Source organism: Rhizobium sp. G21, from assembly GCF_014158035.1.
GTDB lineage: Bacteria > Pseudomonadota > Alphaproteobacteria > Rhizobiales > Rhizobiaceae > Rhizobium_E.
The window spans coordinates 1463678-1486686 of record NZ_JACFXW010000001.1 but is presented as its reverse complement, the minus strand read 5'-3'; the positions used below and the strand labels follow the sequence as shown (position 1 = coordinate 1486686).

Annotated in this window: 27 protein-coding genes and 1 pseudogene; 13 read left to right on the top strand and 15 right to left on the bottom strand. The window is 63.5% G+C overall.

The window, feature by feature from the left end; all coding sequences use genetic code 11:
• Positions 1 to 263: 263 nt before the first annotated feature.
• Positions 264 to 2210: a methyl-accepting chemotaxis protein gene (locus H2O14_RS07660; RefSeq protein ID WP_182827175.1), complete on the bottom strand. Its 1947-nt coding sequence runs from the start codon at positions 2208 to 2210 to the stop codon at positions 264 to 266.
• Positions 2211 to 2471: 261 nt separating this feature from the next.
• Here H2O14_RS07660 and H2O14_RS07655 point away from each other — a divergent pair, with 261 nt between their 5' ends.
• Both H2O14_RS07655 and H2O14_RS07650 read left to right on the top strand, forming a co-directional pair.
• Entirely contained in the window at positions 2472 to 3203 is a 732-nt protein-coding gene (locus tag H2O14_RS07655) for a TlyA family RNA methyltransferase (RefSeq protein ID WP_182827174.1), read from the top strand.
• On the top strand, positions 3200 to 4450 hold the full coding sequence (locus H2O14_RS07650; RefSeq protein ID WP_182827173.1) for a class I SAM-dependent RNA methyltransferase: 1251 nt from the start codon (positions 3200 to 3202) through the stop codon (positions 4448 to 4450). The genes H2O14_RS07655 and H2O14_RS07650 overlap by 4 nt, the downstream gene beginning before the upstream one ends.
• Before the next feature lie 115 nt (positions 4451 to 4565).
• On the opposite strand, the gene H2O14_RS07645 is transcribed toward H2O14_RS07650, so the two are convergent.
• Positions 4566 to 4790 carry a YdcH family protein gene (locus H2O14_RS07645; RefSeq protein WP_182827172.1) on the bottom strand — a complete coding sequence of 75 codons (225 nt, stop codon included), beginning with the start codon at positions 4788 to 4790 and terminating at the stop codon, positions 4566 to 4568.
• Between the two features lie 94 nt (positions 4791 to 4884).
• Here H2O14_RS07645 and H2O14_RS07640 point away from each other — a divergent pair, with 94 nt between their 5' ends.
• Positions 4885 to 5802 (top strand): hydrogen peroxide-inducible genes activator, encoded by a 918-nt coding sequence (locus H2O14_RS07640; protein ID WP_182827171.1) that lies wholly within the window; start codon positions 4885 to 4887, stop codon positions 5800 to 5802.
• Positions 5803 to 5815: 13 nt separating this feature from the next.
• Here the strand turns inward: H2O14_RS07640 and H2O14_RS07635 are convergent, their stop codons facing one another.
• The 5 genes and pseudogenes from H2O14_RS07635 to H2O14_RS07615 all read right to left on the bottom strand — a co-directional run bounded on the left by H2O14_RS07635 (position 5816) and on the right by H2O14_RS07615 (position 8934).
• Positions 5816 to 6400: a histidine phosphatase family protein gene (locus H2O14_RS07635; RefSeq protein ID WP_182827170.1), complete on the bottom strand. Its 585-nt coding sequence runs from the start codon at positions 6398 to 6400 to the stop codon at positions 5816 to 5818.
• Between the two features lie 19 nt (positions 6401 to 6419).
• Entirely contained in the window at positions 6420 to 7193 is a 774-nt protein-coding gene (fabI, locus tag H2O14_RS07630; protein ID WP_409526908.1) for an enoyl-ACP reductase FabI, read from the bottom strand.
• 222 nt (positions 7194 to 7415) lie between these two features.
• On the bottom strand, positions 7416 to 8216 hold the full coding sequence (locus H2O14_RS27245; protein ID WP_246697320.1) for a J domain-containing protein: 801 nt from the start codon (positions 8214 to 8216) through the stop codon (positions 7416 to 7418).
• Between the two features lie 92 nt (positions 8217 to 8308).
• Positions 8309 to 8491 (bottom strand): annotated as a pseudogene (locus H2O14_RS27240) (DnaJ domain-containing protein); the annotation flags it as partial.
• Between the two features lie 53 nt (positions 8492 to 8544).
• Positions 8545 to 8934 carry an RT0821/Lpp0805 family surface protein gene (locus H2O14_RS07615; protein ID WP_312858566.1) on the bottom strand — a complete coding sequence of 130 codons (390 nt, stop codon included), beginning with the start codon at positions 8932 to 8934 and terminating at the stop codon, positions 8545 to 8547.
• 117 nt (positions 8935 to 9051) lie between these two features.
• On the opposite strand from H2O14_RS07615, the gene pdxH reads away from it, so the two are divergent.
• Complete coding sequence (pdxH, locus tag H2O14_RS07610) at positions 9052 to 9666, top strand: pyridoxamine 5'-phosphate oxidase (RefSeq protein WP_182827168.1); 615 nt, start codon at positions 9052 to 9054, stop codon at positions 9664 to 9666.
• Positions 9667 to 9740: 74 nt separating this feature from the next.
• On the opposite strand, the gene H2O14_RS07605 is transcribed toward pdxH, so the two are convergent.
• The 3 genes from H2O14_RS07605 to H2O14_RS07600 all read right to left on the bottom strand — a co-directional run bounded on the left by H2O14_RS07605 (position 9741) and on the right by H2O14_RS07600 (position 11052).
• Complete coding sequence (locus H2O14_RS07605) at positions 9741 to 10499, bottom strand: polysaccharide deacetylase family protein (protein ID WP_409526907.1); 759 nt, start codon at positions 10497 to 10499, stop codon at positions 9741 to 9743.
• Positions 10439 to 10720, bottom strand: a complete 282-nt coding sequence (locus H2O14_RS29345; RefSeq protein ID WP_409526906.1) for a hypothetical protein — start codon at positions 10718 to 10720, stop codon at positions 10439 to 10441. The genes H2O14_RS07605 and H2O14_RS29345 overlap by 61 nt, the downstream gene beginning before the upstream one ends.
• A gap of 71 nt (positions 10721 to 10791) precedes the next feature.
• The gene (locus H2O14_RS07600; RefSeq protein ID WP_182829300.1) at positions 10792 to 11052 is read right to left on the bottom strand and encodes a DUF1344 domain-containing protein; all 261 of its coding nucleotides are present in this window, start codon (positions 11050 to 11052) and stop codon (positions 10792 to 10794) included.
• Positions 11053 to 11316: 264 nt separating this feature from the next.
• Between H2O14_RS07600 and aroC the strand changes: the two genes are divergently transcribed.
• The 6 genes from aroC to H2O14_RS07570 all read left to right on the top strand — a co-directional run bounded on the left by aroC (position 11317) and on the right by H2O14_RS07570 (position 16682).
• Positions 11317 to 12414 (top strand): chorismate synthase, encoded by a 1098-nt coding sequence (gene aroC, locus H2O14_RS07595; RefSeq protein ID WP_182827167.1) that lies wholly within the window; start codon positions 11317 to 11319, stop codon positions 12412 to 12414.
• A 10-nt stretch (positions 12415 to 12424) separates the two neighbouring features.
• Positions 12425 to 13525 carry a 3,4-dihydroxy-2-butanone-4-phosphate synthase gene (gene ribB, locus H2O14_RS07590; protein ID WP_182827166.1) on the top strand — a complete coding sequence of 367 codons (1101 nt, stop codon included), beginning with the start codon at positions 12425 to 12427 and terminating at the stop codon, positions 13523 to 13525.
• Positions 13525 to 14265, top strand: a complete 741-nt coding sequence (locus tag H2O14_RS07585; protein ID WP_182827165.1) for a hypothetical protein — start codon at positions 13525 to 13527, stop codon at positions 14263 to 14265. Before ribB ends, H2O14_RS07585 begins: the two co-directional genes overlap by 1 nt.
• 4 nt (positions 14266 to 14269) lie before the next feature.
• Positions 14270 to 14614, top strand: coding sequence for a hypothetical protein (locus H2O14_RS07580; protein WP_182827164.1), 345 nt, complete (start codon positions 14270 to 14272; stop codon positions 14612 to 14614).
• A gap of 3 nt (positions 14615 to 14617) precedes the next feature.
• Positions 14618 to 15697, top strand: a complete 1080-nt coding sequence (locus tag H2O14_RS07575) for a hypothetical protein (protein WP_182827163.1) — start codon at positions 14618 to 14620, stop codon at positions 15695 to 15697.
• Between the two features lie 214 nt (positions 15698 to 15911).
• Complete coding sequence (locus H2O14_RS07570; protein ID WP_182827162.1) at positions 15912 to 16682, top strand: hypothetical protein; 771 nt, start codon at positions 15912 to 15914, stop codon at positions 16680 to 16682.
• Here H2O14_RS07570 and H2O14_RS07565 read toward each other — a convergent pair whose 3' ends face one another.
• Positions 16683 to 17816 carry a TauD/TfdA family dioxygenase gene (locus H2O14_RS07565; RefSeq protein ID WP_182827161.1) on the bottom strand — a complete coding sequence of 378 codons (1134 nt, stop codon included), beginning with the start codon at positions 17814 to 17816 and terminating at the stop codon, positions 16683 to 16685. It abuts the gene before it with no gap.
• Positions 17817 to 17962: 146 nt separating this feature from the next.
• Here H2O14_RS07565 and H2O14_RS07560 point away from each other — a divergent pair, with 146 nt between their 5' ends.
• Entirely contained in the window at positions 17963 to 18727 is a 765-nt protein-coding gene (locus H2O14_RS07560) for a LysR substrate-binding domain-containing protein (RefSeq protein ID WP_182827160.1), read from the top strand.
• Positions 18676 to 18843, top strand: coding sequence for a hypothetical protein (locus tag H2O14_RS07555; RefSeq protein WP_182827159.1), 168 nt, complete (start codon positions 18676 to 18678; stop codon positions 18841 to 18843). The genes H2O14_RS07560 and H2O14_RS07555 overlap by 52 nt, the downstream gene beginning before the upstream one ends.
• Positions 18844 to 19098: 255 nt before the next feature.
• Here H2O14_RS07555 and tldD read toward each other — a convergent pair whose 3' ends face one another.
• From tldD to H2O14_RS07535, 4 genes are all read right to left on the bottom strand, one after another.
• The gene (tldD, locus tag H2O14_RS07550) at positions 19099 to 20514 is read right to left on the bottom strand and encodes a metalloprotease TldD (protein ID WP_182827158.1); all 1416 of its coding nucleotides are present in this window, start codon (positions 20512 to 20514) and stop codon (positions 19099 to 19101) included.
• 241 nt (positions 20515 to 20755) lie between these two features.
• On the bottom strand, positions 20756 to 20911 hold the full coding sequence (locus tag H2O14_RS29340) for a type II toxin-antitoxin system RelE/ParE family toxin (RefSeq protein WP_182827157.1): 156 nt from the start codon (positions 20909 to 20911) through the stop codon (positions 20756 to 20758).
• Complete coding sequence (locus H2O14_RS07540; protein ID WP_182827156.1) at positions 20905 to 21183, bottom strand: hypothetical protein; 279 nt, start codon at positions 21181 to 21183, stop codon at positions 20905 to 20907. Before H2O14_RS07540 ends, H2O14_RS29340 begins: the two co-directional genes overlap by 7 nt.
• A 61-nt stretch (positions 21184 to 21244) precedes the next feature.
• A complete protein-coding gene (locus H2O14_RS07535; protein ID WP_182827155.1) occupies positions 21245 to 21805 on the bottom strand; it encodes an invasion associated locus B family protein in 561 nt (186 codons plus the stop codon).
• Positions 21806 to 22123: 318 nt separating this feature from the next.
• Here H2O14_RS07535 and coxB point away from each other — a divergent pair, with 318 nt between their 5' ends.
• Complete coding sequence (gene coxB, locus H2O14_RS07530; RefSeq protein WP_182827154.1) at positions 22124 to 23008, top strand: cytochrome c oxidase subunit II; 885 nt, start codon at positions 22124 to 22126, stop codon at positions 23006 to 23008.
• Position 23009: the final 1 nt, after the last annotated feature.

Below are 23009 nucleotides of genomic sequence, written 5' to 3'. Positions count from 1 at the left end.
ATGACTTGCTTGACAAAGCGCAAGCCCTGTCAAAACTGACTAAGTAATAACCATAGAAAATTAAGGAATAGTTGGTTCGTCATGTGAATTTACTTTTCTTGCTAACCGAGCAAATTATTGTAAAAACAATATAAAATTGCACATGATCAGCTTTCGTGCGCTAGGCGCGACGGCCTTGCAACACCGCCGAGTCACGGCCGCGAAAAAGCATGGCGCGGGACCCGAGCCCCGCGCCATGTCGTGAAGTCGCGTGATGGGTGAACTCAGAACTCTTCCCACTCGTCCTTGATCGCCGCATTGCCGTGCGACACGGCCTTGGCGGCGGCGCGAGCCGGAGCCGGGCGGGCGGCGACGGGGCGGGGCGCCGCAACGGGCCGCGCCATGGCTGTCGCCGTCTGCCGCAGCGCCGCCGTCTGCACGGCCGCGCCATGCTCCAGGCGGAACTGGGCGACGAGGTCGCGCAGCTTGCCGGCCTCCTGGGCAAGCGACGCGGCGGCGGCCGTCGACTGTTCCACCATCGCCGCATTCTGCTGCGTCGTTTGGTCCATCTGGTTGACGGCGACGTTGACTTCGGCCAGGCCGGTCGATTGTTCCCGCGCCGAGGTGGCGATGGATTCCATATGGCGGTTGATCGTGCCGATATAGCCGCCGATGGTTTTCAACGCCTCGCCGGTGTCGCGCACCAGCTTGACGCCGCTTTCCACTTCCGAGGTCGAGTTCTGGATCAGGCCCTTGATTTCCTTGGCGGCCTGGGCCGAGCGCTGGGCAAGCTCGCGCACTTCCTGGGCGACGACGGCGAAACCCTTGCCGGCCTCGCCGGCCCGCGCCGCCTCGACGCCGGCGTTCAGCGCGAGCAGGTTCGTCTGGAACGCGATCTCGTCGATCACGCCGATGATGTTGGAGATCTGCTGGCTCGATTGCTCGATGCGCTGCATGGCCTCTTCGGCATGCGCCACCACCTGCGCCGATTGCGCAGCGCTCTGATTGGCCGACTGCGCCACGCCGCGCGCCTCGTCGGTCATCTTGCTGGAGCTCGACACGTTGGCGGTGATCTGATCGAGCGCGGCTGCGGTCTCCTCGAGCGACGCGGCCTGCTGTTCGGTGCGCTTGGAGAGATCGGAGGCGCCGGAGGAAATCTCACGGGTGCCGCTGTCCATATTCCGCACCGCGATCGACACGGAAGAGATTGCTTGCGACAGCTGCTGGACCGTGGCGTTGAAGTCGCCGCGCAGGCTTTCATATTCGGCGGCGAACGCGGTCTCGATCCGGCAGGTCAGGTCGCCGGAGGCGAGGCGCTTCAGGCTCTCGCCGAGCGTCGATGTGGCGATGCGCAACTGCTCGGCTTCCCGGGCGATGCGCTGCTGTTCTGCGAGACGAGCCTGCTCCGTCTGGTTGCGGTTGGCGGAAGCTTCCTCTTCGAGCCGGCGATTGTTGATGGCGTTCTGGCGGAACACTTCGACTGCGCCCGCCATGGCGCCGATTTCGTCGGCGCGGCCTGCAAAGGGAATCTCGGACACCGCGTCGCCGCCCGCGAGATTGCGCATCGACACGGTAATCCGCTGGATGGGATTGGCGACCCCGAAAACAGCGAAATAGATGCCGGCGGCGGCCATGGCCAAGGCGGCCAGGGCGATTGCCGACGTCCAGGCGAATGCGGAGCGGGCGGCGTCATTGGCTCCGTCGACGTTCTGCTTGGCGCTCATGGCGATGAAGTCGACGAGTTGGCCGATCTTTTCGTTGACCGCGTCCGCCCTCGGCTTCAACGCCGTCTTAAAGACCGGGAAAGCCTGGGATTTCTTGTCGTTCTTGATCAATTCGGCGAAATCCGCCGCAGCGGCGTAATAATCGGCGATCAGCGGTTTGATGTCGGCGATCAGCGCTCGACCCTCTTCGGTGCGCGCGCCGGCCTCATAGGCGGCTATCGCCTTGTCCAGCGCCGCTTGCGCCTCGCTGTAGTTTTTCTGTTCCGCTTCGAAGTCGCTGGTGTTGACGATCATCGCATGACGCGCCAGCACCAAGCGGACATTCGCGAAGGCGCCCTTGATCTCCCGCGCCGTCAGCAACCGTTCAAACCAGTAATTGCCGATCGTTTCCGTCGCAGCGCCTAACGAGGACACACTGGACAGCGACACCGCCGAAAGGGTGGCGACGGACGCCATGATGGCGCACAGCATGCCGATCATCGCGGTTTTGACAGATGGTCTCTTCATTCCCGGCCCCTTGTTCGATGGCTCGTGACGCGAACCATCCTGCATTTGCAAAGAATTTCAACGGCCGTTAGATTTAGCGGTAACAAATTAATGGGCGCTTATCTAAGGGTGGGCTGACGAAAGAAGTTTGCTGAAGACATTGCGAACGACGGGCCGGCGCCGCAAAATTGTAGCGTCGAAAAGTTCGAGCGTGTATCTGCCTGCTTTCACCGACATCGATGAGCGCCAGGATCGATGTCGACCAACGCCACAGGTTCATAGATGCGCCTCGACCAACTTCTCATCGAACGCGGCCTGTTCGACAGCCGCTCCCGCGCCGCCGACGCCGTCAAACGCGGGGCGGTCGCCGTGGATGGCGCGATCGTCGCCAAGCCGGGCGCTCTGGTGTCCGATGAGGCGGAGATCACCGTCGACGATCCCGCCCGCGCCTATGTCTCCCGCGCGGCCCTCAAGCTCAAGGCGGGGTTGGACGCCTTCGGGCTCACGCCTGCGGGCCTCGATTGCCTCGACATCGGCGCCTCGACGGGCGGCTTCAGCCAAGTGTTGCTCGAGGAAGGCGCGCGCCATGTCATCGGCGTGGATGTCGGTCATGGGCAGATGGATCCGCGCATCGCGGACGATCCCCGCGTGACCAATCTCGAAGGCGTCAACGCCCGCGCGCTCGAGGCGGCGCAACTCGGCGGGCGTTTGATCGGCGCCGTCGTTTCCGACGTTTCCTTCATTTCGCTGAGGCTCGCGCTGCCGCCGGCGCTCGATCTCGCCGCGCCGGGGGCCTGGTGCCTGCTGCTGGTCAAGCCGCAATTCGAGGTCGGTCGCGACGGCGTCGGCAAGGGCGGCATCGTGCGCGACAAGCGACTGGCCGAGAAAACCGCCGTGGATATGTCCGTATGGCTGAATTCGCTTGGCGGATGGGAAAGCCTCGGTGTAAGCCCGTCTCCAATTTCCGGCGGCGACGGAAATTCCGAATATCTCCTGGCCGGACGGAAAACATGAGCACAGAACAATTGACCATTCACGCTGTCGGCGCGGAAGGCGACGGCATCGCCCGCGGCGAAGCCGGTCCCGTCTTCGTGCCCTTCACCCTGCCCGGCGAAGACGTGGCGGTGGCGCGCGTCAAGAACCAGGCGACGGCTCTGTCCTGGTCGAAGCTGTCGGCGGACCGACGCGAGCCGGCCTGCAAGCATTTTGGTCCGGAAGGCCAGGGCGGCGCCTGCGGCGGCTGTTCCCTGCAGCATTGGGCGGATCAACCCTATCAGGCTTACAAGCGCGATCTGGTGATCCAGGCGTTGCGCCAGCACCGGATCGAAACCGAGGTGCTGCCGCTTTTCGCCTGCGCGCCGGGCGAGCGCCGCCGGGTGACCATGTCGGGAAGGCCGACCGACAAGGGGCTGATGCTCGGCTTCATGCAGGCCGGCAGCCATCACATCATCGCCGTCGAGGAATGTCCCATCGCCCATCCGGGCATCGTCGGTCGCCTGCCGGCCATCCGCCGTATCGCCGGCGCGCTGGCCTCGGGCGCCGATCCCTTTCGGGTGACGATCCAGCTGACGGCGTCGGGCCTCGACCTCGCTTTCGACGATATGAAGAAGCCGGACCAGAAAAAGCGCCAGGTCGCCATCGATCTCTGTCTCAAGGAAAAGGGCGTGGCCCGCATCTCCGTCGCCGACGAGATTCTGGTCGAGCCGCATAAGCCGGTCGTCATGTTCGACCAAATCCCGGTGGTGCTGCCGCCGGGCGGCTTCATGCAGGCCACCGAACGCGCCGAACAGGCGATGGCCGAACTGGTTGTCGCCCATGTCGGCAAGGCCAAGCGCGTCGCCGATCTGTTCGCCGGTTGCGGCACATTCTCGCTGCGTCTGGCGCGCAAGGCGCATGTGCATGCGGTGGAATTCGACGGTCCGGCGCTTGCTGCGCTCGACCACGCCGCCCGCAACACGCAGGGTCTCAAGCCGGTCTCCATCGAGCGCCGCGATCTCTTCCGCCGGCCGATGCAGGCGATGGATCTCAAGCAGATCGACGCGCTCGTCTTCGATCCGCCGCGCGCCGGCGCCGAAGCCCAGGTGCGTGAACTGCCGCGTTCGAAAGTGGCCCGCATCGCCGCCGTGTCCTGCAACCCGACCACGCTCGCGCGCGATCTCGCTATTCTCATCGACGGCGGCTTCAAGCTGAAAAGCGTGGCCCCCATCGACCAGTTCCTGTGGTCGTCGCATGTCGAGGCGGTGGCGCTGTTGGAGCGGTGACGCCTCACAAAAAGAACGCCCCTCGTTTTGGAGGCGAGGGGCGGCAGGCGTAGCCTGATACCAAGGCGCCTTGGTATGCTGGGGGAAGGCCCGGGCAAGGAACCGGGCCGAGGGCTTACGCCTTGATCGGGATCGTCCTTACGTGGCGGCGGTTCAGACGATCCTGTTGGAAGGCCGCGCCCGCGCGCTCCAGCGCGGCGATCTGATCGCGCAGCTTCAATTTCATGCGTTTGAGCGCCGTGATCCTGAGCGTATCGGGCTGTTTGGCTTTCATCTCGCCCTCGATCTTGCTCTGAAGGATTTCGTGACGCACGCGCAACGCTTTCATCAGCGGGTTCATATCGGTCTCCTTGGTTACGACTATGAATATGGGTCGCATTGCTTGATTGCGCCAATTGATTGACTATATGAATTCGATAGAGAGGAGCTATCGAATGCCCTATCGCCCCACCCATCGGCAGCTCGAATATCTCGTCGCTCTGGGCGATGTCAGGCATTTCGGCGAGGCTGCCCGGCGCTGCCATGTCTCGCAGCCGACCCTTTCGGTGCAGGTGGCGCTGCTGGAGAAGCAGTTGGGCGTCACCCTCATCGACCGCTCCGCCTCGCAGATCGTCCCCACGCCGATCGGGGAGGACGTCATCGCCGCAGCGCGAACCCTGCTGCTCGGTCTCGACGAGATCGTCTCGCTCGCTTCGTCGGGACGCAAGAATCTCGGCGGTCTCATCCGCCTCGGCATCGCGCCGACGGTCGGTCCCTATCTGATGCCCTACTTTCTGCCGCCGCTGCACGCCCGTTTTCCAGCGCTGAAAGTGCATCTGCGCGAAGACCGGCCGACGGCGCTCGAAGACCGCATCCGCGCAGGAGAAATCGATTGCGCGCTGGGTCCTCGTCCCGCCGACGAGACGAGTTTCGCCTATGCGCCGATCTGCCGGGAAGAAATCATGCTCGGCCTGCCGAGCGGCCACAGGCTGGCCGGCCAAGACGAGGTTGCGCTCGCCGAACTCTCCGGCGAAACCCTTCTGACGCTGGGCCGCGGCCACAGGCTGTTCGAAAACGTCCGCAGCCTGGCGGAGGCGTCGGGCGCCGTTTTCGCGGAGAATTACGAAGGCACGAGCCTCGACGCCATCCGCCAGATGGTGGCGATCGACATGGGCATGTCGCTGTTTCCCGAACTCTATGTTCGCTCTGAATTCGCCAAGGAGCAGAATGTCGCGCTCGCCCGCATTCGCGACTGGCCGATCTGGCGCGACGTCGGCCTCTACTGGCGCGCCTCCAGCGCCCGCAAACCACACTATGAAGTGCTGGCGGAGATGGCGCGCGCGACGGCAAGGGATCTGTTGGGGCGAGATTAGGTGATCCTGCCGATCACACCCATTCCAGCGTGCCGTCATCCGCCCGGCGCAGGATCTTGTCCTGCGGGACCTCCATCTTGGCGGCGGCGTCCTTGTCCAGCGTGCCGGACAGCTTGAACAGACAGCGGATCACGCCGCCATGGCAGACGGCGACGGTGGGGCGTTCAATGGCGCGGTACCAGGAGCCGACGCGCCAGGAGAGGATTTCATAGCTTTCGGCATTGTCGCCGGGCGGGATGAAATCCCATTTTTGTCGCTTGCGCGCCTTCACCCTGTCGGGCGTGTCGACGGAAATCTCAGCCGATGTACGGCCTTCCCAGTCGCCGAAACAGATTTCCTTGAGGCGGTCTTCGATCTCGTAGGCTGTTGGGTCGACGCCGGCGGAGCGGCGGAGGATTTCCATCGTTTCGCGCGCCCGGCCGAGCGGGCTGGAGACGAAGTGGAAGCCGGTCAGATCGGCCTCCAGGCGGGCGAGCGCCAAACCGTTTTCGGCCGCCTGCCGGCGGCCGAGATCGTTGAGCGGAATATCCTTCTGGCCCTGAAGCCTCCACTCGGCGTTCCAGGCCGTCTGGCCGTGGCGGATGATGTAGAGGCTCACAGGCGCTCCCGAAAAAGGATCAGTCCTTGACGACGCTGATGTCGGGCGCGTCCACCGCCTTCATGCCGACGACGTGATAGCCGGAATCGGCGTGGTGGGTTTCACCGGTCACCGAGCGCGACAGGTCCGACAGCAGGTAAAGGCCGACATCGCCGACTTCCTCGATGGTCACGGTGCGGCGCAGAGGCGCGTTATACTCGTTCCACTTGAGGATATAGCGGAAATCGCCGATGCCCGAGGCGGCGAGCGTCTTGATCGGGCCGGCCGAGATCGCGTTGACGCGGATGTTCTTCGGCCCGAGATCGACGGCGAGATATTTCACCGACGCTTCGAGCGCGGCCTTGGCGACGCCCATGACGTTGTAGTTCGGCATCACCTTCTCGGCGCCGTAATAGGTCAGCGTCACCATGGCGCCGCCGTCGGTCATCAGCTTTTCGGCGCGACGGGCGACGGAGGTGAAGGAGTAGACCGAGATGCGCATGGTCTTGTCGAAATTGTCGGGCGACGTGTCGACATAGCGGCCTGTCAGTTCGTCCTTGTCGGAAAAGCCGATCGCGTGCACCAGGAAGTCGATCTTGCCCCAGATCTTCTCGATTTCGGCGAAGGCGGCGTCGATGCTGGCTTCGTCGGAGACGTCGCAGTCCCCGGCCACGATCGCGCCGATTTCGGCGGCGAGCGGCTCGACGCGCTTCTTCAGCGCCTCGCCCTGATAGGTGAGCGCGATTTCGCCGCCCTGCGCATGGATGGCCTTGGCGATGCCCCAGGCGATCGAACGGTTGTTGGCGACGCCCATGATGACGCCGCGCTTGCCCCATCATCAGTCCGGCAGATTGTACCATGAAGACCTCTCCACATAAGACGAATGTCGAAGGCCTATGGCACAGGGAGGCAGGCGGTTCAAGCGCCGCCCGGTTCATCAATTGTTTGCAAATGTAAGAATTGGCTATTTCCCGCCCTAGACATGCCGCCACGGGCGAGCTTGGCGTTGCGAACGCTGAATTCTTTCACAAAAACGTCACAGATAGAGGCCGTTCTTCATCGAACGCATGAGATCGATGACTTTCTGGTCCGGATGGTCCCACAGCAGCACCCGCACTTCGGCGATCAGGTCGCCGCGCTCCGTCTTGTTTTTGGGCAGGCCCTTGCCGGCGATGCGCGCCTTGTATTGCGAGCCTGACCAGGGCGGGATCGTCACTTTCGTTTCGCCGTCCGGCGTCGTCACCGTCGCCTCGCAGCCGAGAACGGCGTTTTCGATGTCGATGTCGACATAGGTCAACAGATCGTCGCCGTCCCAGCGGAACCATTTATGCGGCTTGATGCGCAGCGTGGCGACCACGTCGCCGCGTTTCATGCCCGGCAGGCGATGACCATAGCCTTCCACCCGGACCACGCTGCCGTCACGGGCGTCCTCGGGCAGGGGGATGCTGATCATCTTGCCGTCGGGCAGCGTCACAGTCGGGTTGAGGCGCTTGAGCAGGTCCTCGACGCTGACGGCGGCGTCCAGCACCAGGTCCGGCGCGCGCTCGGGCGCCGCCGCCGGCCGGATCAACCGCTTGAACACGTAGGAGATGAGATCGAGCGCCGGCGACACTTTCGGTTCGCCGCCGTCGGGCTCCGTCTTCGGCTCGGCGCGCGGCTCGGCCTTTCTGTCGGCGCCGCCAGTGGCCTGTTCGGGCGCCTTTTTGCCGCCGAACATCTTGGCGAGCACATCTTCGGCGCTTTCATGCTTGTCGGCGCCCTTTTCCGCCAGTTCGGCGTCCAGCGCCGCAGCGGCCGCCGCCGCGCGGGCGCGGGCGGCGCGGGCTTCGGCCTCCATCCGGCGCGCTCGGCGCGCTGTTCCATGAAGGTCTTTTCCTTGGCCGCCGTGCTCTGGCCGGAGGAGCGGGCGCGGGCCTGGTCGAAGCGGCGGCGCTTGTCCGGGTCGCGCAGGATGTCATAGGCGCGTCCGACTTCGCTGAAGCGGCTCGCGGCGGTGGGATCGTCCGGATTCTGGTCGGGATGCAACGCCTTGGCGGCGGCGCGCCAGGCGGCCTTGATTTCGTTTTGGTCGGCGTTGCGGCTGACGCCGAGAACCGAATAGGGATCACGCATGACTTTCCACCCTGACTAACGCCGCCGCCTTCGCCGCTCCTTTCGACGGGCGGTCAGCCGGCTTCTTTGAAACTCACCAGGCGCCATTCTCCCTCGCCGACCAGGCAGGCCTTGCCGGAGAAATTGGAGATGCCGCGATAGGAATGGCGCGTCGTCATGAATGTCCGGCAGGCGTAATCGCCTTCCGCTTCTTCCGTGATCGAACTGATGACGCCGGCGCTGCCGGTGCTCGCATTCGCCCAGGGTATGGACGCCGTTCCCATTTTGGACATGTCGACCGAACTCACGGCGTTGCGGACGGTGATTTCGTCCGATTCCTTTTCCGTCGGCGCTGGAGAGGCGGACGTCACGGAACTGGTGGTGAGAGAACGATCGGCGCTGTCGAGGCCCGGCATCATGCCGCCGCCGAAGCAGCCCGACAGGCAGACAGGCGCCAGAATCACCGCTGCCGCCCGGAGGACGGCGACAAAATGACCCTTTTGGGCGCCGGTTCGCTTTGATATGTGTCGCAACAGCTACGGCCCGATTACTCAAACTTATGATAAGGCATTTGGCGGACTATGAGCGACAATGAGTTAAGAAGCGGTGACTTCACCGAAGAAAATGAGCCCTTTTCTCTCTTTGGCGCATGGTTGAAGGATGCCGAAGCCGCCGAAATCAACGATCCCAACGCCTTGGCGCTGGCCACCGTCGACGAGGATGGTCTGCCGAATGTGCGCATGGTTCTCCTGAAGGGCTTCGACGCCGATGGCTTCGTGTTCTACACCAATTATGAGAGCGCCAAGGGTAGGGAGCTTCTGGGCCAGAAGAAGGCGGCCATGGTGTTTCACTGGAAGTCGCTGCGCCGGCAGATCCGCATTCGCGGCCCGATCGAACCGGTCTCCGCAGCCGAGGCGGACGCCTATTTCGACAGCCGTCCGCGGGGTTCGCGAATCGGCGCCTGGGCGTCCAAGCAGTCGCGCCCGCTCGAAGGCCGCTTCGCGCTTGAAAAGGCGGTCGCCGAATACACCGCCAAGTTCGGCATCGGCTCCATCCCGCGCCCCGATTACTGGTCGGGCTTCCGGCTGAAGCCGGTGTCGATCGAATTCTGGCACGACCGCCCCTTCCGCTTGCATGACCGGGTGGAGTTCAAGCGGGCGGAGGCCGGCTGGGAGAAGGTGCGGAAATATCCGTAACGTTCAGCCCATCAGCTTGAACGGCAGACCCGACGCCAGGGCGCGCACATAGCGCGCCTTTTGGTAAAGCCCGTTCAGCGACACGCGCGGCAGCGCCTGCATGTCGGCCACCCCGCCCCCCGCAGCGTGCCTGGACGGGTAGTGACGCCGATCAGCCCGCGCCGCTTCAGTCGTTCACGCTCGCGTGTCGACACGGACCGGGCGTCGCCATAGGGATAGGCGAAGGTGCGGCAGGCGCGGCCGGTGATTTCGGCGACATAGGCGGCCGAGTCCGCCACTTCCGCTTCGGCCTCCGCGTCGTCCAGCCGCGCCAGCCCGCGGTGGCTGATGGTATGCGCACCATAATGAGCGAGCGGGTCTTCGGCGAGGACCCGCAATTCCGCCGGCGTCATGACGAGATCCCGGCAGACGACAAGCGGATCGACGCCATGGCGCGCCGCCAGCGCATCGATCGCCGCCACCGCCTGAGCCTCGTCGATGCGGTTGACGAATTGGGACAGCCTCTCGAAGGCGACCATCTTCTGCGCCGTGGTGGCGGTCGGCAAGCTTTCGTTGCCGCGGCCGAAATCGAACTCGATGCGGTCGACGGATTGCAGCAGCGCCGCCAGCGTTTCCCACCACGCGCTATGGCTGCCTTCGCTCAGGCCTTTGGCGATGAAGATCGTATAAGGCGCGCCATGCGCCGCAAAGACCGGCTTGGCGTGAACGGCGTTGTCGCGGAAGCCGTCGTCGAGCGTGAAGCAGGCGAAGCGCTTTCCTGTGGGCGACGCCCTTAACCGGTCGGCTGCCTCCTCGAGCGAAATGAAGTCATAGTCCAGCTCGCGAAGCGCCACGAGAACCGCATCGAGAAATCCGGGGTCACATCGAGGATGCGGTTGGGCTGGAACGCGGCGGCGGTGGCCGGCCGCACATGATGCAGCGTGAAAATCAGGCCGTCGCCCGCCGCATCCTTGCCGACGCCGAAGCGCGACATAATGGCCGCGAGCTCGAGCCCCGCAGTGATGGCGGCCTGTCGGGCGACGGGCCTGAACCTTTGTACGATTCCGTCCGTCATGAAAATTCCATTTAAAAATGAGCGATTGCTCTTGGTTTTATCGCACGGCCGTTAATTGAAGATTGAAACTCTCACTCGACGATCTGCAGATCGTTGATGACGCGCTTGCCGTCGGTTTCGGTATAGAAGACCACGACCTTCACGCCCTTCTTGAGACCGTCGAAGTTGAATTCTTCGGGCGCGATATAGGTCTTTCCATCGCCGAGCTTCAGCGTGAGGTCGTTTTCATCGACGCTGTCGATCACGGCTTCGACATCGGCGCTTTCGGCGGAACTCGCCTGCGGAAACAAAAAGAAGGCCGCTCCCATCAACATGGCGATCAGAATGCGCATGTTCGTCCCCACGAATATGGTCTTCATCAACAGATACATTTTATGTCTCCCGGAAATGTGGCGAAAATTTTCCTTGATCTGAATATTTCTCGGGGAAAGCGTTAGCATGCGGAGGGGCGGATGCAAGCAGGCGCTTCTGGGCGCATCTGCCGATTTGCCGTTTTTGGCCGTCGAAAAAGCTTCAAATTTCTGAAATGACGCTCTATGTGTGCCGACGGCGCCGCTGTGGCGGACAAAGCCGCCTCGTTCGGAAGAAATCAGTTCATGTCGCACAACACTTTCGGCCACCTGTTTCGCGTCACCACCTGGGGAGAAAGCCACGGTCCGGCGCTCGGTTGCGTCGTCGACGGCTGCCCTCCCGGCATTCGCTTCACGCTCGCCGAGATCCAGCATTGGATGGACAAGCGCAAACCCGGTCAGTCGAGTTTCGTCACGCAGCGTCGCGAAGAGGATCTGGTCAAGGTGCTCTCCGGCGTCATGCCCGAGGCCGACGGCGAAACCTATGTGACGACGGGCACGCCGATTTCGCTGATGATCGAGAATACCGACCAGCGCTCCAAGGATTACGGCGAGATCGCCCGCCAATATCGTCCGGGCCACGCCGATTACGCCTATGACGTCAAATACGGCATTCGCGATTATCGCGGCGGCGGCCGCTCTTCTGCCCGTGAAACCGCCGCCCGCGTCGCCGCCGGCGGTCTGGCCCGCAAGGTCGTCCCGGGCGTGATCGTGCGCGGCGCGTTGGTGCAGATCGGCGTCCACAAGATCGATCGCGCCAATTGGGATTGGGCCGAGGTCGACCGCAATCCCTTCTTCTGTCCCGATCCGGCCATGGTCCCGGTCTGGGAAGACTATCTGTCCGATATCCGCAAGAAGGGCTCCTCGATCGGGGCCGTCATCGAAGTGGTCGCCGAAAACGTGCCGGCCGGCATCGGCGCGCCGATATACGCCAAGCTCGACCAGGACATCGCTTCGCTGCTGATGTCGATCAACGCCGTCAAGGGCGTGGAAATCGGCAACGGCTTCGGCGCGGCCGAAATCACCGGCGAGGAAAACGCCGACGAAATGCGCATCGGCGCCGACGGCAAGCCGGTCTTCCTGTCCAACAATGCCGGCGGCGTGCTGGGCGGCATTTCCACCGGCGAACCGATCGTGGCGCGTTTTGCGGTCAAGCCGACCTCGTCGATCCTCACCGAGCGCGCTTCGATCGACGCCGAGGGCCGCGAGGTCAATGTCCGCACCAAGGGCCGTCATGACCCTTGCGTCGGAATCAGGGCGGTGCCTGTCGGCGAGGCGATGCTGGCTTGCGCGATTGCCGATCATTATCTGCGGGACAGGGGCCAGACGGGCCGTTTGAAATAGGGAGTATCCAATGGCCTATGACCAGAAGCGCGTCGTCGACGCCATCCGGGCGTTTGAAAAAGGTGAGATCGTCGTCGTGACCGATGACGACGATCGCGAGAACGAAGGCGACCTGATCGTCGCCGCCGTCCATTGCACGCCGGAAAAGATGGCCTTCATCGTGCGTCATACGTCGGGCATCGTCTGCACGCCGATGCCGCGCGAAGAAGCAAAGCGCCTGAACCTCAACGCGATGGTGGCGGAGAACGACAGCGCCCACACGACGGCTTTCACCGTGACCGTCGATTTCAAGCATGGCACGACCACCGGCATCTCGGCCGAGGACCGTACGCTGACCGTGCGCAATCTCGCCAATCCCAACGCCTCGGCCTTCGATTTCGTCCGTCCGGGCCACATCTTTCCGCTGGTGGCGCGCGAGGGCGGCGTTCTCATGCGCTCGGGCCACACGGAAGCGGCCGTCGACCTCTGCAAGCTCGCCAGCCTGCCGCCGATCGGCGTGATCTGCGAACTCGTCAATGACGACGGCACGGTGATGCGCGGCCCGCAGGTCGCCTCCTTCGCCGAGCAGCACGGCCTCAAGCAGGTCTCGGTCGCCGATCTCATCGCCTATCGCCAGCGCAAGGAAACATTGGTCGAGCGCGTCGCGAGCTTTGACGTCGACACCGAATTCGGTCCCGCCAAGGCGCATACATTCACGCTTCCCTGGGATCCGATGCAGCATCTCGCCGTCGTCTTCGGCGATATCCGCGACGGCGAGGACGTGCTGGTCCGCCTGCACACCGAAAATGTCGCCGGCGACGTATTCAGCGCCGCCCGGCCCGTGCGCAAGTTCATGGAAAAGATCGCCAGCGCTCGCCGCGGCGTGATCGTCTATCTGCGCGAAGGTTCCGTGGGCGTCGGCGCCGCCGAGCACAATCGCAAGCTGGGCCATGGCCGCGAAGGCCATGAACAGGCCCAGGCGCGCGACAGCGAATGGCTGGAAATCGGCCTCGGCGCGCAGATCCTCAAGGATCTCGGCATCAGTTCGATCCAGTTGATGGCCTCGCGCGAGCGTCACTATGTCGGCCTGGAAGGCTTCGGCATCAAGATCGCGCGCACGGAGCTCACCTGATGTTCGTGCTGCATGTCGGTCCGCACAAGACCGCGACGACCTGGCTGCAGCACAATTTCCACGCCAACGCCCGCGCGCTCGAAGCCGCGGGCTGGCTCTATCCGCAGACGGGCGAACGCGTTCGCGTCGCCCATCACGACCTCTCCGACAACGCCGCCGACATCCTCGACGACGGCTCCGCCAAGGTCGCGGAGATCCGCCGCATCGCCGAGAAGGCCAAAGCGCAGGGCTTGAACCTGCTTCTGTCGTCGGAAGGATTTCGCAATTGGAAACCGGAGCAGATCATCCGGCTTCGCGACGTCGTGGGACAGGAGATGCGGATCGTCTACTGCCTGCGCGATCCGGCGTCGCTTCTCTATTCCTTCTGGGCGCAACAGATCAAGACAGGCCAGAAACTGTCCTTTCCCGCCTTTCGGAAGCAGCATTTCAAGGCGCCGATGAAATCGCGTCTTCTCAATCCGTTGGTCGAGGTCGCGAGGCTCGTCAAAATCCCGGACTCCCGTCTGACCCTGCTCGCCTATGATGAAATCCGCCGCCGCGACCTCGATATCTTCGATGTCTTCGTAACGGAGATCCTCGGGCTTCCGGCCCTGCCGCATGTCGAGGAGGGCGCGACGAGCAATGATCGACTGCCGTTGGAACTCGCCGAATTCATGCGGCTGATGCTGATCCGCGCCGGCGACTGGCGGGCCTTTTTCCAGCGTCAATATCGGCCGGATGTTCCAGCACTTCTTGAATGAAGACGTGCGGCGCGACATCATCGCCACGGTGAGCGCCGTTCCCAACGCGCGTATGAGCACCAAGGTGCCGCGCCGGCATCTCGTATTCAGGCGGGTTGAAAAACGATTGCTGGCCGAGCATCGCCACCGGCTGATCCCCCAGCCCGCCGGCGATCGGTTGTTTCTCGACGGAGTGCAGGTCTGCGATTTCTACCGGGAGGATAAATTGCTGGCCGATCCCGGCGTCGCCGCGCTTCTGGATCGCATGAGCCATGTGTTTCGACCGTCAGGGCCGCGGGTCGTGCTCGCCAACGCCGCCCGGGGCGGATTGATAGGCTGGCGCCGCCTCGTCAAGCGCCTGCGAGGCTGAGCCATGCTGGTCATCCATGTCGGTCCGAGAAAGACGGCTTCGACCTATCTGCAGGCCAATTTCTACCGCAGCCGCAAGCTGCTCTGGCGGAAGGGTTGGCTCTATCCCGTCCTGTCGCTGAAGGTTCGCAACGCCCATCACGAAATCGGCTCCAGCGTCGAGGATATCCGCTCCGGCCGAGGACCGATGGTGGAGGCGATCCGCAAGGCGGGCCGCCGCGCCGCCGCGCACGACGCGAATATTCTCGTCTCGACCGAAAGTTTCTTTCGCTGGAGCCCGGCGGATTTTCTGGCGCTCGGGGCGCTGTTCGGACAGGACGATGTCCGCATCGCCTATGTTTTGCGCGACCCGTTGTCGTTGATGCCGTCCCTCTGGGCGGAAGCGGTCAAGGGCGGCGCCACGCGGTCGTTGTCGGCCTATGCCGAGCGGCAAGTCGCGTCTCCCGAAACGTCCATGGCGCTCAACTGCCTGGTGGAGCTCGGTCCCCTCCTGGCCGAGCCGCGCCTTAAGCTGACCGTGCTCGATTTCGAGCAAATCCGGAAAGAAAAGATCGACATCTTCACGGCGTTCTGCGCCGAAATTCTCGATATCGAGGGTCTCCGACCGGCGGCGCCGGCGACGCGCAACGAACGGCTTGCCCCGGAGATCTATGACTATCTGCGCATCCTCTCCAAGGCGGGCGGAGCCGATTCAGGACCCCGCGACATCCTCTATTGGCGACGATTCCTGCGCTCGCATGATGCGACGGATATGGCGAAGATCGCTGAAACGGTGGCGCGCCTCGGCGCCGACAGTCGCAGCTTCTTGCGCTTCGAGCGGTCCGCGCCGTGGTTCTCGGCTTTGGATGAACGGGCGCGGACGGCGCTCGACGGTCGGATCGCGCCGCCGACATCGCGACGTCCGCTCTTCGCCGGCGAGCATGTCGAGGCGGTGAGTTACGACATCGCCCGGTTCGAAAATCATCCGGAGATCGTCGCTCTGGTCGACATGTCGAAACGAAAGCTCGGGCGCCAGCCTTTTCGCTGGGGAAGAACCGGCCTCGCGGCGCGACTGCGCGCAATCATGCGACGTATCGGTCTATAAGCGGGATCGGGGGAGGGGCGCCGATGCTGGAACTTTCCATCGAGCGCGCCTGGCTGATCTACAAGCGCGCCTGGCCCTTTCTCCTGTTGCGCCTGGCCGCTGGTCTGGCCGTGTCCGTCGCCAGTCTGTTCGGCCTGGTCGTAGGCGCATGGCTGCTGGAAGCCGTGGCGGGGCAGAGCGGCTTATTGGGCGCTTGGGGCGGCTTGATGGGGCTGTGGGGGCAGCTTTCGGTCTCAGCCGCATTCGTTGGCGCGTGCGGCTCGCCGTCGGGATTCCGCATGTCGCCGCTTTCGGCGAGAGCCTGCGCGATCCCCCGCTGTCGGAAGGCGAGGAGCAGGTCGCCGAGGCGCAGGCGCTCGTCTCGGACCGTTTTACCGGCCCCGTGCTGTTGTCGGAATTGGATCCGCAGATCCGCGAGGCCGCCGGCGCCATTCCCGGCCTGATCGGCGGCGCGCGGCTGTTCGTCACCATGCGGGGCATGGATGGGCTCGCCGCCATGCTGACCTGGCTGATGGCGCTCGCCATGGCCCCGATGGTCGATCTTGTCCATGCCTATATCATTCATCTGCGCGCCGCCAACCCCTGGCAGGCGGCGCGACAGGGGCTGGTTCTCTACGGTCAGAATTCTCGACGCCTCATCGTCAATGGGCTGGCGGCGAGCGCGGTGGTCTGGGCAGCCTCGCTGCTCGTGCTCCTGATCCTGACGCCGCCGATGGGCGGACTGTTTTCGTCCTTTCCCGACAGCGTGTCGGCCTGGTCGCTGCTCGGCGCCGCCCTGTTTGCCTGGGCGATCAAGAGCGCCTTTTTCGATCCCTTCGCGCTCGCCGCGCTGACGCCGATCTTCTTCCGGCTGGCGGACAGTCAAACGCCCGATCCCGAATGGGACCGGGCGTTCGCGGATCTGTCGCCGGCGTTCCGGCGCATTCGCAACCGCGCCGCCGCCTGGAATTTCGAGGCGGCGGCCTTCGGCGAAACGAGGGGATGATCAGGCCTTGAAGCGGCCTTCCGACACCAGCGCGCGATAGGTCGAGCGCATTTCGCCTCGATCGGCGTAGCAGCCGCGCAGATAACGGTCGCCTTCGGTGGCCGAATAGGCCGAGCGGCCATGCACGATGCGGTGATTGTCGAACACGATGCATTCGGTGGCTTCCAGCCGGAAGCGCATCAGATATTTGTCCGACTGCAGCATGCGGCCGAAGCGGCAGAAGGCCGGGTAATAGGTGTCCAGGAACTCCTGCGGCAGGTCGAAGATGTCGGCCATATGCTGGCTGATGGTGACGCCCGAGACTTCGCCGTGCTGGTCGAGTTCGATCACCCGCTGGCGCGAGCGCATGTCGTAGTGGTCGTGCTCGCAATAATAGGGAATGTCGGTGCCCGCGAGCAACGCGAAGTCCTCGGGGAACTCCTTCTTCAGGTCGTTGGCCACAGCCACGCCGTCGAGAAACAGGTTCTGGCCGCCCGAGACGGAATTGGCGCGGCAATGCAGGAACTGCACGCCCGGCGCCTCGTCTTCGGCCGGCGTATCGGTATGCATTTCCAGCGCCTTGGCGGTATAGGCGAGGTTGGTCGGCTTGATATGGGTGCGCACGTCGAAATATTCGCCGAAGAAGGTCGGCCGCACATGACCCATCAGCTTGACGAGATCGTCGAGGCCTTCATTGCTGTCGGGCATGTCGGTGACGATCGCGACGCCTTCCACCAGCATCGCCTCGATCCATTGGGCGACGAGGCCTTTGTCGGCCTTCAAGGCCGGCTGCGAGAAGCGGGCGATGGTCGGGTAATGGTCGGAATACCAGGCGCGGCGCGGCAGGTCGGCCGGGTCGCGGCGCTTCTCGCCCTTGGCGTAGAGCGCCAGGAAAGAAAGCGCATGCCGCGTCACATGGCCGGAGCCGGCCCATTCGATCACCAACGCTTCGTCCTGGATCGTCGCCTTGGCGGGCTTCGGCGCGTCGGCTTCGTGGAAAATGTCGAAGGTGCGTTCGCGAGTCTGGCTGTCGAAGGAGGTCGGGCAGTTGTCGCGCAGCCAGTAATTGTTGAAGTAAGCCACCGTGCCGTCGAGCATCGGCACGTTGACGCCGGTCGCGGTCAGGCTCACGCTATGGCTGAGATGAGCGTCCATCTGGTATTATCCTATCCTCTGGAATTAACTTGCGTAGGGTGTTTTTTAAAGCCTTGGGAGCGGCTTACGGCTTGATTTTTAGCAAGCAAGCGCGTTTTCTGGAAGCGTGGAAGCTCTAATCATAAGATAAGCTTTAGGTTATAATCTTGGCGAAATATCTTCCCCCTTTGCGTCTTCTCAGCGTGTTCGAGGCGGTGCTGCGCACCGGCGGCGTGCGGGCCGCCGCCCAGGAACTCAACGTCACCCAGCCGGCGATCAGCCAAGCGCTGCGGCAATTGGAGGAGCATGTCGGCGCCCGACTTCTCGACCGCCGCACGCGGCCGGCCGCCCGCACCGCCGCCGGCGAAATTCTGGAGGCCGCCGTCGTCGACGGCCTCGGCCGCATCACCGACGCCGTCGAGCAAATTCGCGGCCTGCAGGCCGCCGCCGATTCGGTTACCATCGCCTGCTCGGTCGGGGTGGCCACCTATTGGCTGATGCCGCGGCTCGCGCGTTTTTCAGCCGATCATCCGCATGTCACCGTCAATGTCATGACCACGGCTCAGGGCGCGCCGCGTCTGACGCCGACGCTCGACCTCGCCATCCGCTACGGCGCGGGTCTCTGGACCGATGGCGAGGTGGCGAAACTGTTCGACGAACGGGTCGTGCCGGTCTGCAGCCCCGATTTTCTCGCCCGCCGCTCAGAGCCTCTGCAGTTGGAGCGGGCGCCCCTCATCCATGTCAATGTCGAGGATACGAGCTGGATCGGCTGGTCGACCTTCTTGAAGCGCGCGGGTCTGCCCGAAAACGCCGCCATCGGCCGCCGCCAGTTCACCAATTACGTTCAGGCGACGCAAGCGGCGTTGGACGGGCAGGGGTCATGCTCGGCTGGGAATCCATCACCGGCCAATTGGTCCGCGACGGCCGCCTGATCGAGGCCGCCCCTCACGCGCTCATTCCGCGCGATGCGTTCTACCTCGTCTCGTCGCCCCGCATCGCCGCGCGCGACGCCGCCCAGCTTCTGGCGCGGTGGCTGTTGGCGGGGTAGGCGCAGAGTCCGTTGCACCCCCTCTGTCCTGCCGGACATCTCCCCTCAAGGGGGGAGATCGAATCGCGGCGACAGTCCAGTCCCAAGCACCGGGGAATCTGCGGCATGCTTAAGGGTGAGAGGGCAGTCGGCGCGTCAGCCCAGCCAATCTCCCCCTTGAGGGGAGATGTCCGGCAGGACAGAGGGGGTAGCCACACACTCGGCTGATCCTTGCTTTGCTGCCGCTAACTCAGTCAGCACTACCTCACTCCGCAATCACGCCTTGGTCCCGCCCACCGTCACGTCGTTCATCCTAAGATGCGGCTGGCCGACGCCGACGGGGACCCACTGGCCGCCCTTGCCGCAATTGCCGATGCCGGTGTCGAGGCTGGAATCATTGCCGATCATGGTGATGCGCTTCATCGCCTCGGGGCCGTTGCCGATCAGCATCGCGCCCTTGACCGGATAGGCGATCTTGCCGTCCTCGATCATATAGGCTTCGGTGCAGCCGAACACGAATTTGCCGGAGGTGATGTCCACCTGGCCGCCGCCGAAGGAGACGGCGTAGAGGCCGCGCTTCACCGAGGCGATGATCTCGTCCTTGGTCTTGTCGCCCGAGAGCATATAGGTGTTGGTCATGCGCGGCATCGGCGTATGCGCATAGGATTCGCGGCGTCCGTTACCCGTCGCCTTCATGCCCATCAGCCGGGCGTTCTGGCGGTCCTGCATGTAGCCGACCAGTTTTCCGTTGTCGATGAGCACGTTATAGGCGGCGGGCGTGCCTTCGTCATCGATGTTGATCGAGCCGCGCGCCTGATCGATCGTACCGTCATCGACGACGGTGACGCCGGGAGCGGCGACCATTTCGCCCATCAGGCCGGCGAAGGCGGACGTCTTCTTGCGGTTGAAGTCGCCTTCGAGGCCATGGCCCACGGCCTCATGCAGCATCACGCCCGGCCAGCCGTTTCCGAGCACGACGTCCATCGATCCCGCCGGCGCATCGCGCGCCTCCAGATTGACCAGCGCCTGCCGCAGCGCCTCATCGGCGCCGAAGCGCCAGTTTTCGGTCGAGACGAAATCGCCGAAGCCGCGCCGGCCGCCAATGCCATAGGAGCCTGTTTCCTGCCGGTCGCCGTCGCCGGTGACGACGGAGATATTGAGCCGCGTCATCGGCCTGACATCGCGGAAACTCTCGCCGTCGCCGCGCAGGATCTCGACGATCTTCCAGCCGGCGGACACCGAGGCCGTCACCTGGCGCACTTTGGGATCCTTGGCGCGCAGATAGGCGTCGATCTCGCCGAGCAGCGCGACTTTCTCCTCGAAGGACGGCGCGCCGATCGGGTTTTCCTCGCCGTAACGACGGGAATTGGAGCGCATAGGCGCCGCCGCCATCGTTCCGGAATAGCCGCGGGTGACGGCTGAGACGGCGTCGGCCGCCCGCTTCAACGCGCTTTCGGTCATCTCGCCGGAATGCGCATAGCCGACAGCTTCGCCCGCCACCGCGCGCAGGCCAAACCCCTGGTCGGTGTTGAAGCTTCCGCCCTTGAGCCGGCCATTGTCGAAACTCAGGCTCTCGGCCTCGCCATATTCGAGAAAGAGTTCGCCATCGTCGGCTTGGGCCAGCGTCTCGGACACGAGCGCCTGCGCGCCGGCTTCGGACAGATCGAACTTGGAAAGGAGGCTGTGGGTCATAGGGAGCTTTTCTACGATTTGAATCAGGAGTGTAAACTAGGCATGCGCGGGGTCCGGGGCAAGGGCAGGGGCGGTTTCAACGCCTGTTCATGCGCCACTGGGCCGCTCAGGGCCCTTTACACGCAGCAATGTCTCGAGATCGCTTGCGCCATGGACGACGTGAACGATGTATACGCGGCCCAGGAAGATCTCATAGACGATGAGGTCGTTGCCTTCGACGCGCCTGAGCAGGCCAGTCTCCTCATAGACAGGAAGGACTGAAAACCTCTCGGGCATCGCCCAGCGAGCGCATCGACGCTCTGAGGCGGCGAATGACGGAAAGCGCGGCGTTTGGATCCGTCAGGGAAATATAGTCGTTGATCGCTCGAAGGTCGGACGCAGCTTTGAGCGTCAGCACAACCTTCGCCGTGCGCCCATGCCGGCAAGCTTTGCTTCTAGAGCGTCAAACACGTCGTCCATGTCCATGGTCCGACCGGCGGCCACATCGGCGCGCCCTTCTGCGATGGCGGCGTCCAGTGCGCGCAATCGGCTCTCGGCATCGGTGAACTTGAGATCGCGCGCGAGAAGATCGACGACATAATTCTCTGGCCTCGAAAAACCATGGGCGTCCGCCCGCAGCTTCAGCCGCTCCTTGAGGTCTCCAGGCGATGTCACGGTCATGTCGTTCATCAAAGCCTCCAGCAGGGATTATGCCATTGAAGGGAGGCGTCGGCTATATCGCGTCAAGGCCTCACGGCAGCGCGTCATACCCTTCGCCGAAGCCGGCGAGGTCGACCGGGATGCCGATGCCTTCTTCGGGAGACTGGAAGACGATGAATGTGGCGGTCTTGCCGGCGCGGAAGGCCTTCAGGAGATTATCCTCCAGCACCACTTCGGCATAACAGCCGTCGGTGAAGCAGCGGACGAAATAGGCGCGGCCGATATCCTTGCCGTCGATATTGAGGCCGAGGCCGTTGGGGAGCAGCACGCCGAGCGGCGCGAGCACGCGCAGAATCTTCGCCTTGCGGTCGGCGGTCTTCAGGATCACCACCGACAGGCCGACTTCCGGCCGGTCGTCGGCGATGACGTTCTGCATCAGCGCGCATTGTTCTTCATTGGCGCCGGCCGGCTTGTCGCACACGGTCGACCAGGCGCCGTGATTGGCCTTGACCACGCCGGGCTGCTGGCCGCTCTGCTGCGGCTGGGCCGCACTCGGCGGGGTGGCGGTCTGGGCGAACGCCGCCGATCCGGCGGCAAGGCCGGAAACAAAAACCGTCGCGGCGGCAAGACGCGAAATAACGCGGAAATCCATGAAAACCTCGGTGTCGAATCAAGCCAAACGTTCACCTTCCGATGTCTCTAGAGGAAAGAACCGGCCCCGTAAACGGTGAGCCTCGATCCTCTCGGTCGACCCGGCGAAAGCGCGGCAAGCCCTTGCTGTGGTTAAAAAAACGAATTTTTCCCTGCGGAATTCGGTTTTTCACGGCGGATTTGATGTTGCGCAAAAATGACGCATGATCCGCGCGAGCCCGAGGTTGCGACAAGTCGCGATATATGGTTTTAAATTCAAACATAGCAGGGATTCTGCGGTATTGTTTGATCTCGATCAAACGCTTGGGGAGAGGTATCCGTGAACAACAAAGCTCTTGGGGCGTTGGCGACGCTTTTCTGTCTTGGGACAGCGTCCTCAGCCTTTGCAGACAAGCCGGTCGATTGGCAGATGGATCTGCAGGCGGCGGCTACGCCGATCATGGAACAGGTGCGCTGGTTCAACCACTATACATTGTGGTTCATTATTCCGATCACGCTTCTCGTGCTCGGCCTGTTGCTCGTGGTGATGGTGCGTTTCCGCGCCAGCAAGAATCCGGTCCCGTCGCGGACCAGCCACAACACGCTGATCGAAGTGGTCTGGACGGTGGCGCCCGTCATCATTCTTCTGTTCTTCGCCATCCCCTCGTTCCAGCTTCTGACGAACCAGCTGACGCAGCCGGAAAATCCGGATCTCACCGTCAAGGCCATCGCCACCCAGTGGAAGTGGTCCTACGAATATGCCGGCGAAACCCCGGTGTCGTTCGATTCGCTGATGCTCGAAGACGCCGATCGCGACGCGCTCGGCAAGAGCGACAAGAACGCCTATCCGCGTCTGCTCGCCGTCGACAATGAAATGGTCGTGCCGCTCAACAAAACCGTTCGCGTCATCGTGACGGCTGATCCCACCGACGTGATCCATTCCTTCGCCATGCAGTCCTTCGGCGTCAAGGTCGACGCCGTTCCGGGCCGCATGAACGAAACCTGGTTCAAGGCGGAGAAGGAAGGCATCTTCTACGGCCAGTGCTCCGAGCTTTGCGGCAAGGACCACGCCTTCATGCCGATCGCCATCCGCGTCGTTTCCGAAGACAAATACAAGGCCTGGCTCGCCGCCGCCGCGACCGACCTTCCCGGCGCCAACAAGGCGCTGATGGCCGCCGTCGAGGCCGACAAGTCCGTCGACGTCGCGCAGAACGCCGCAAACTGAG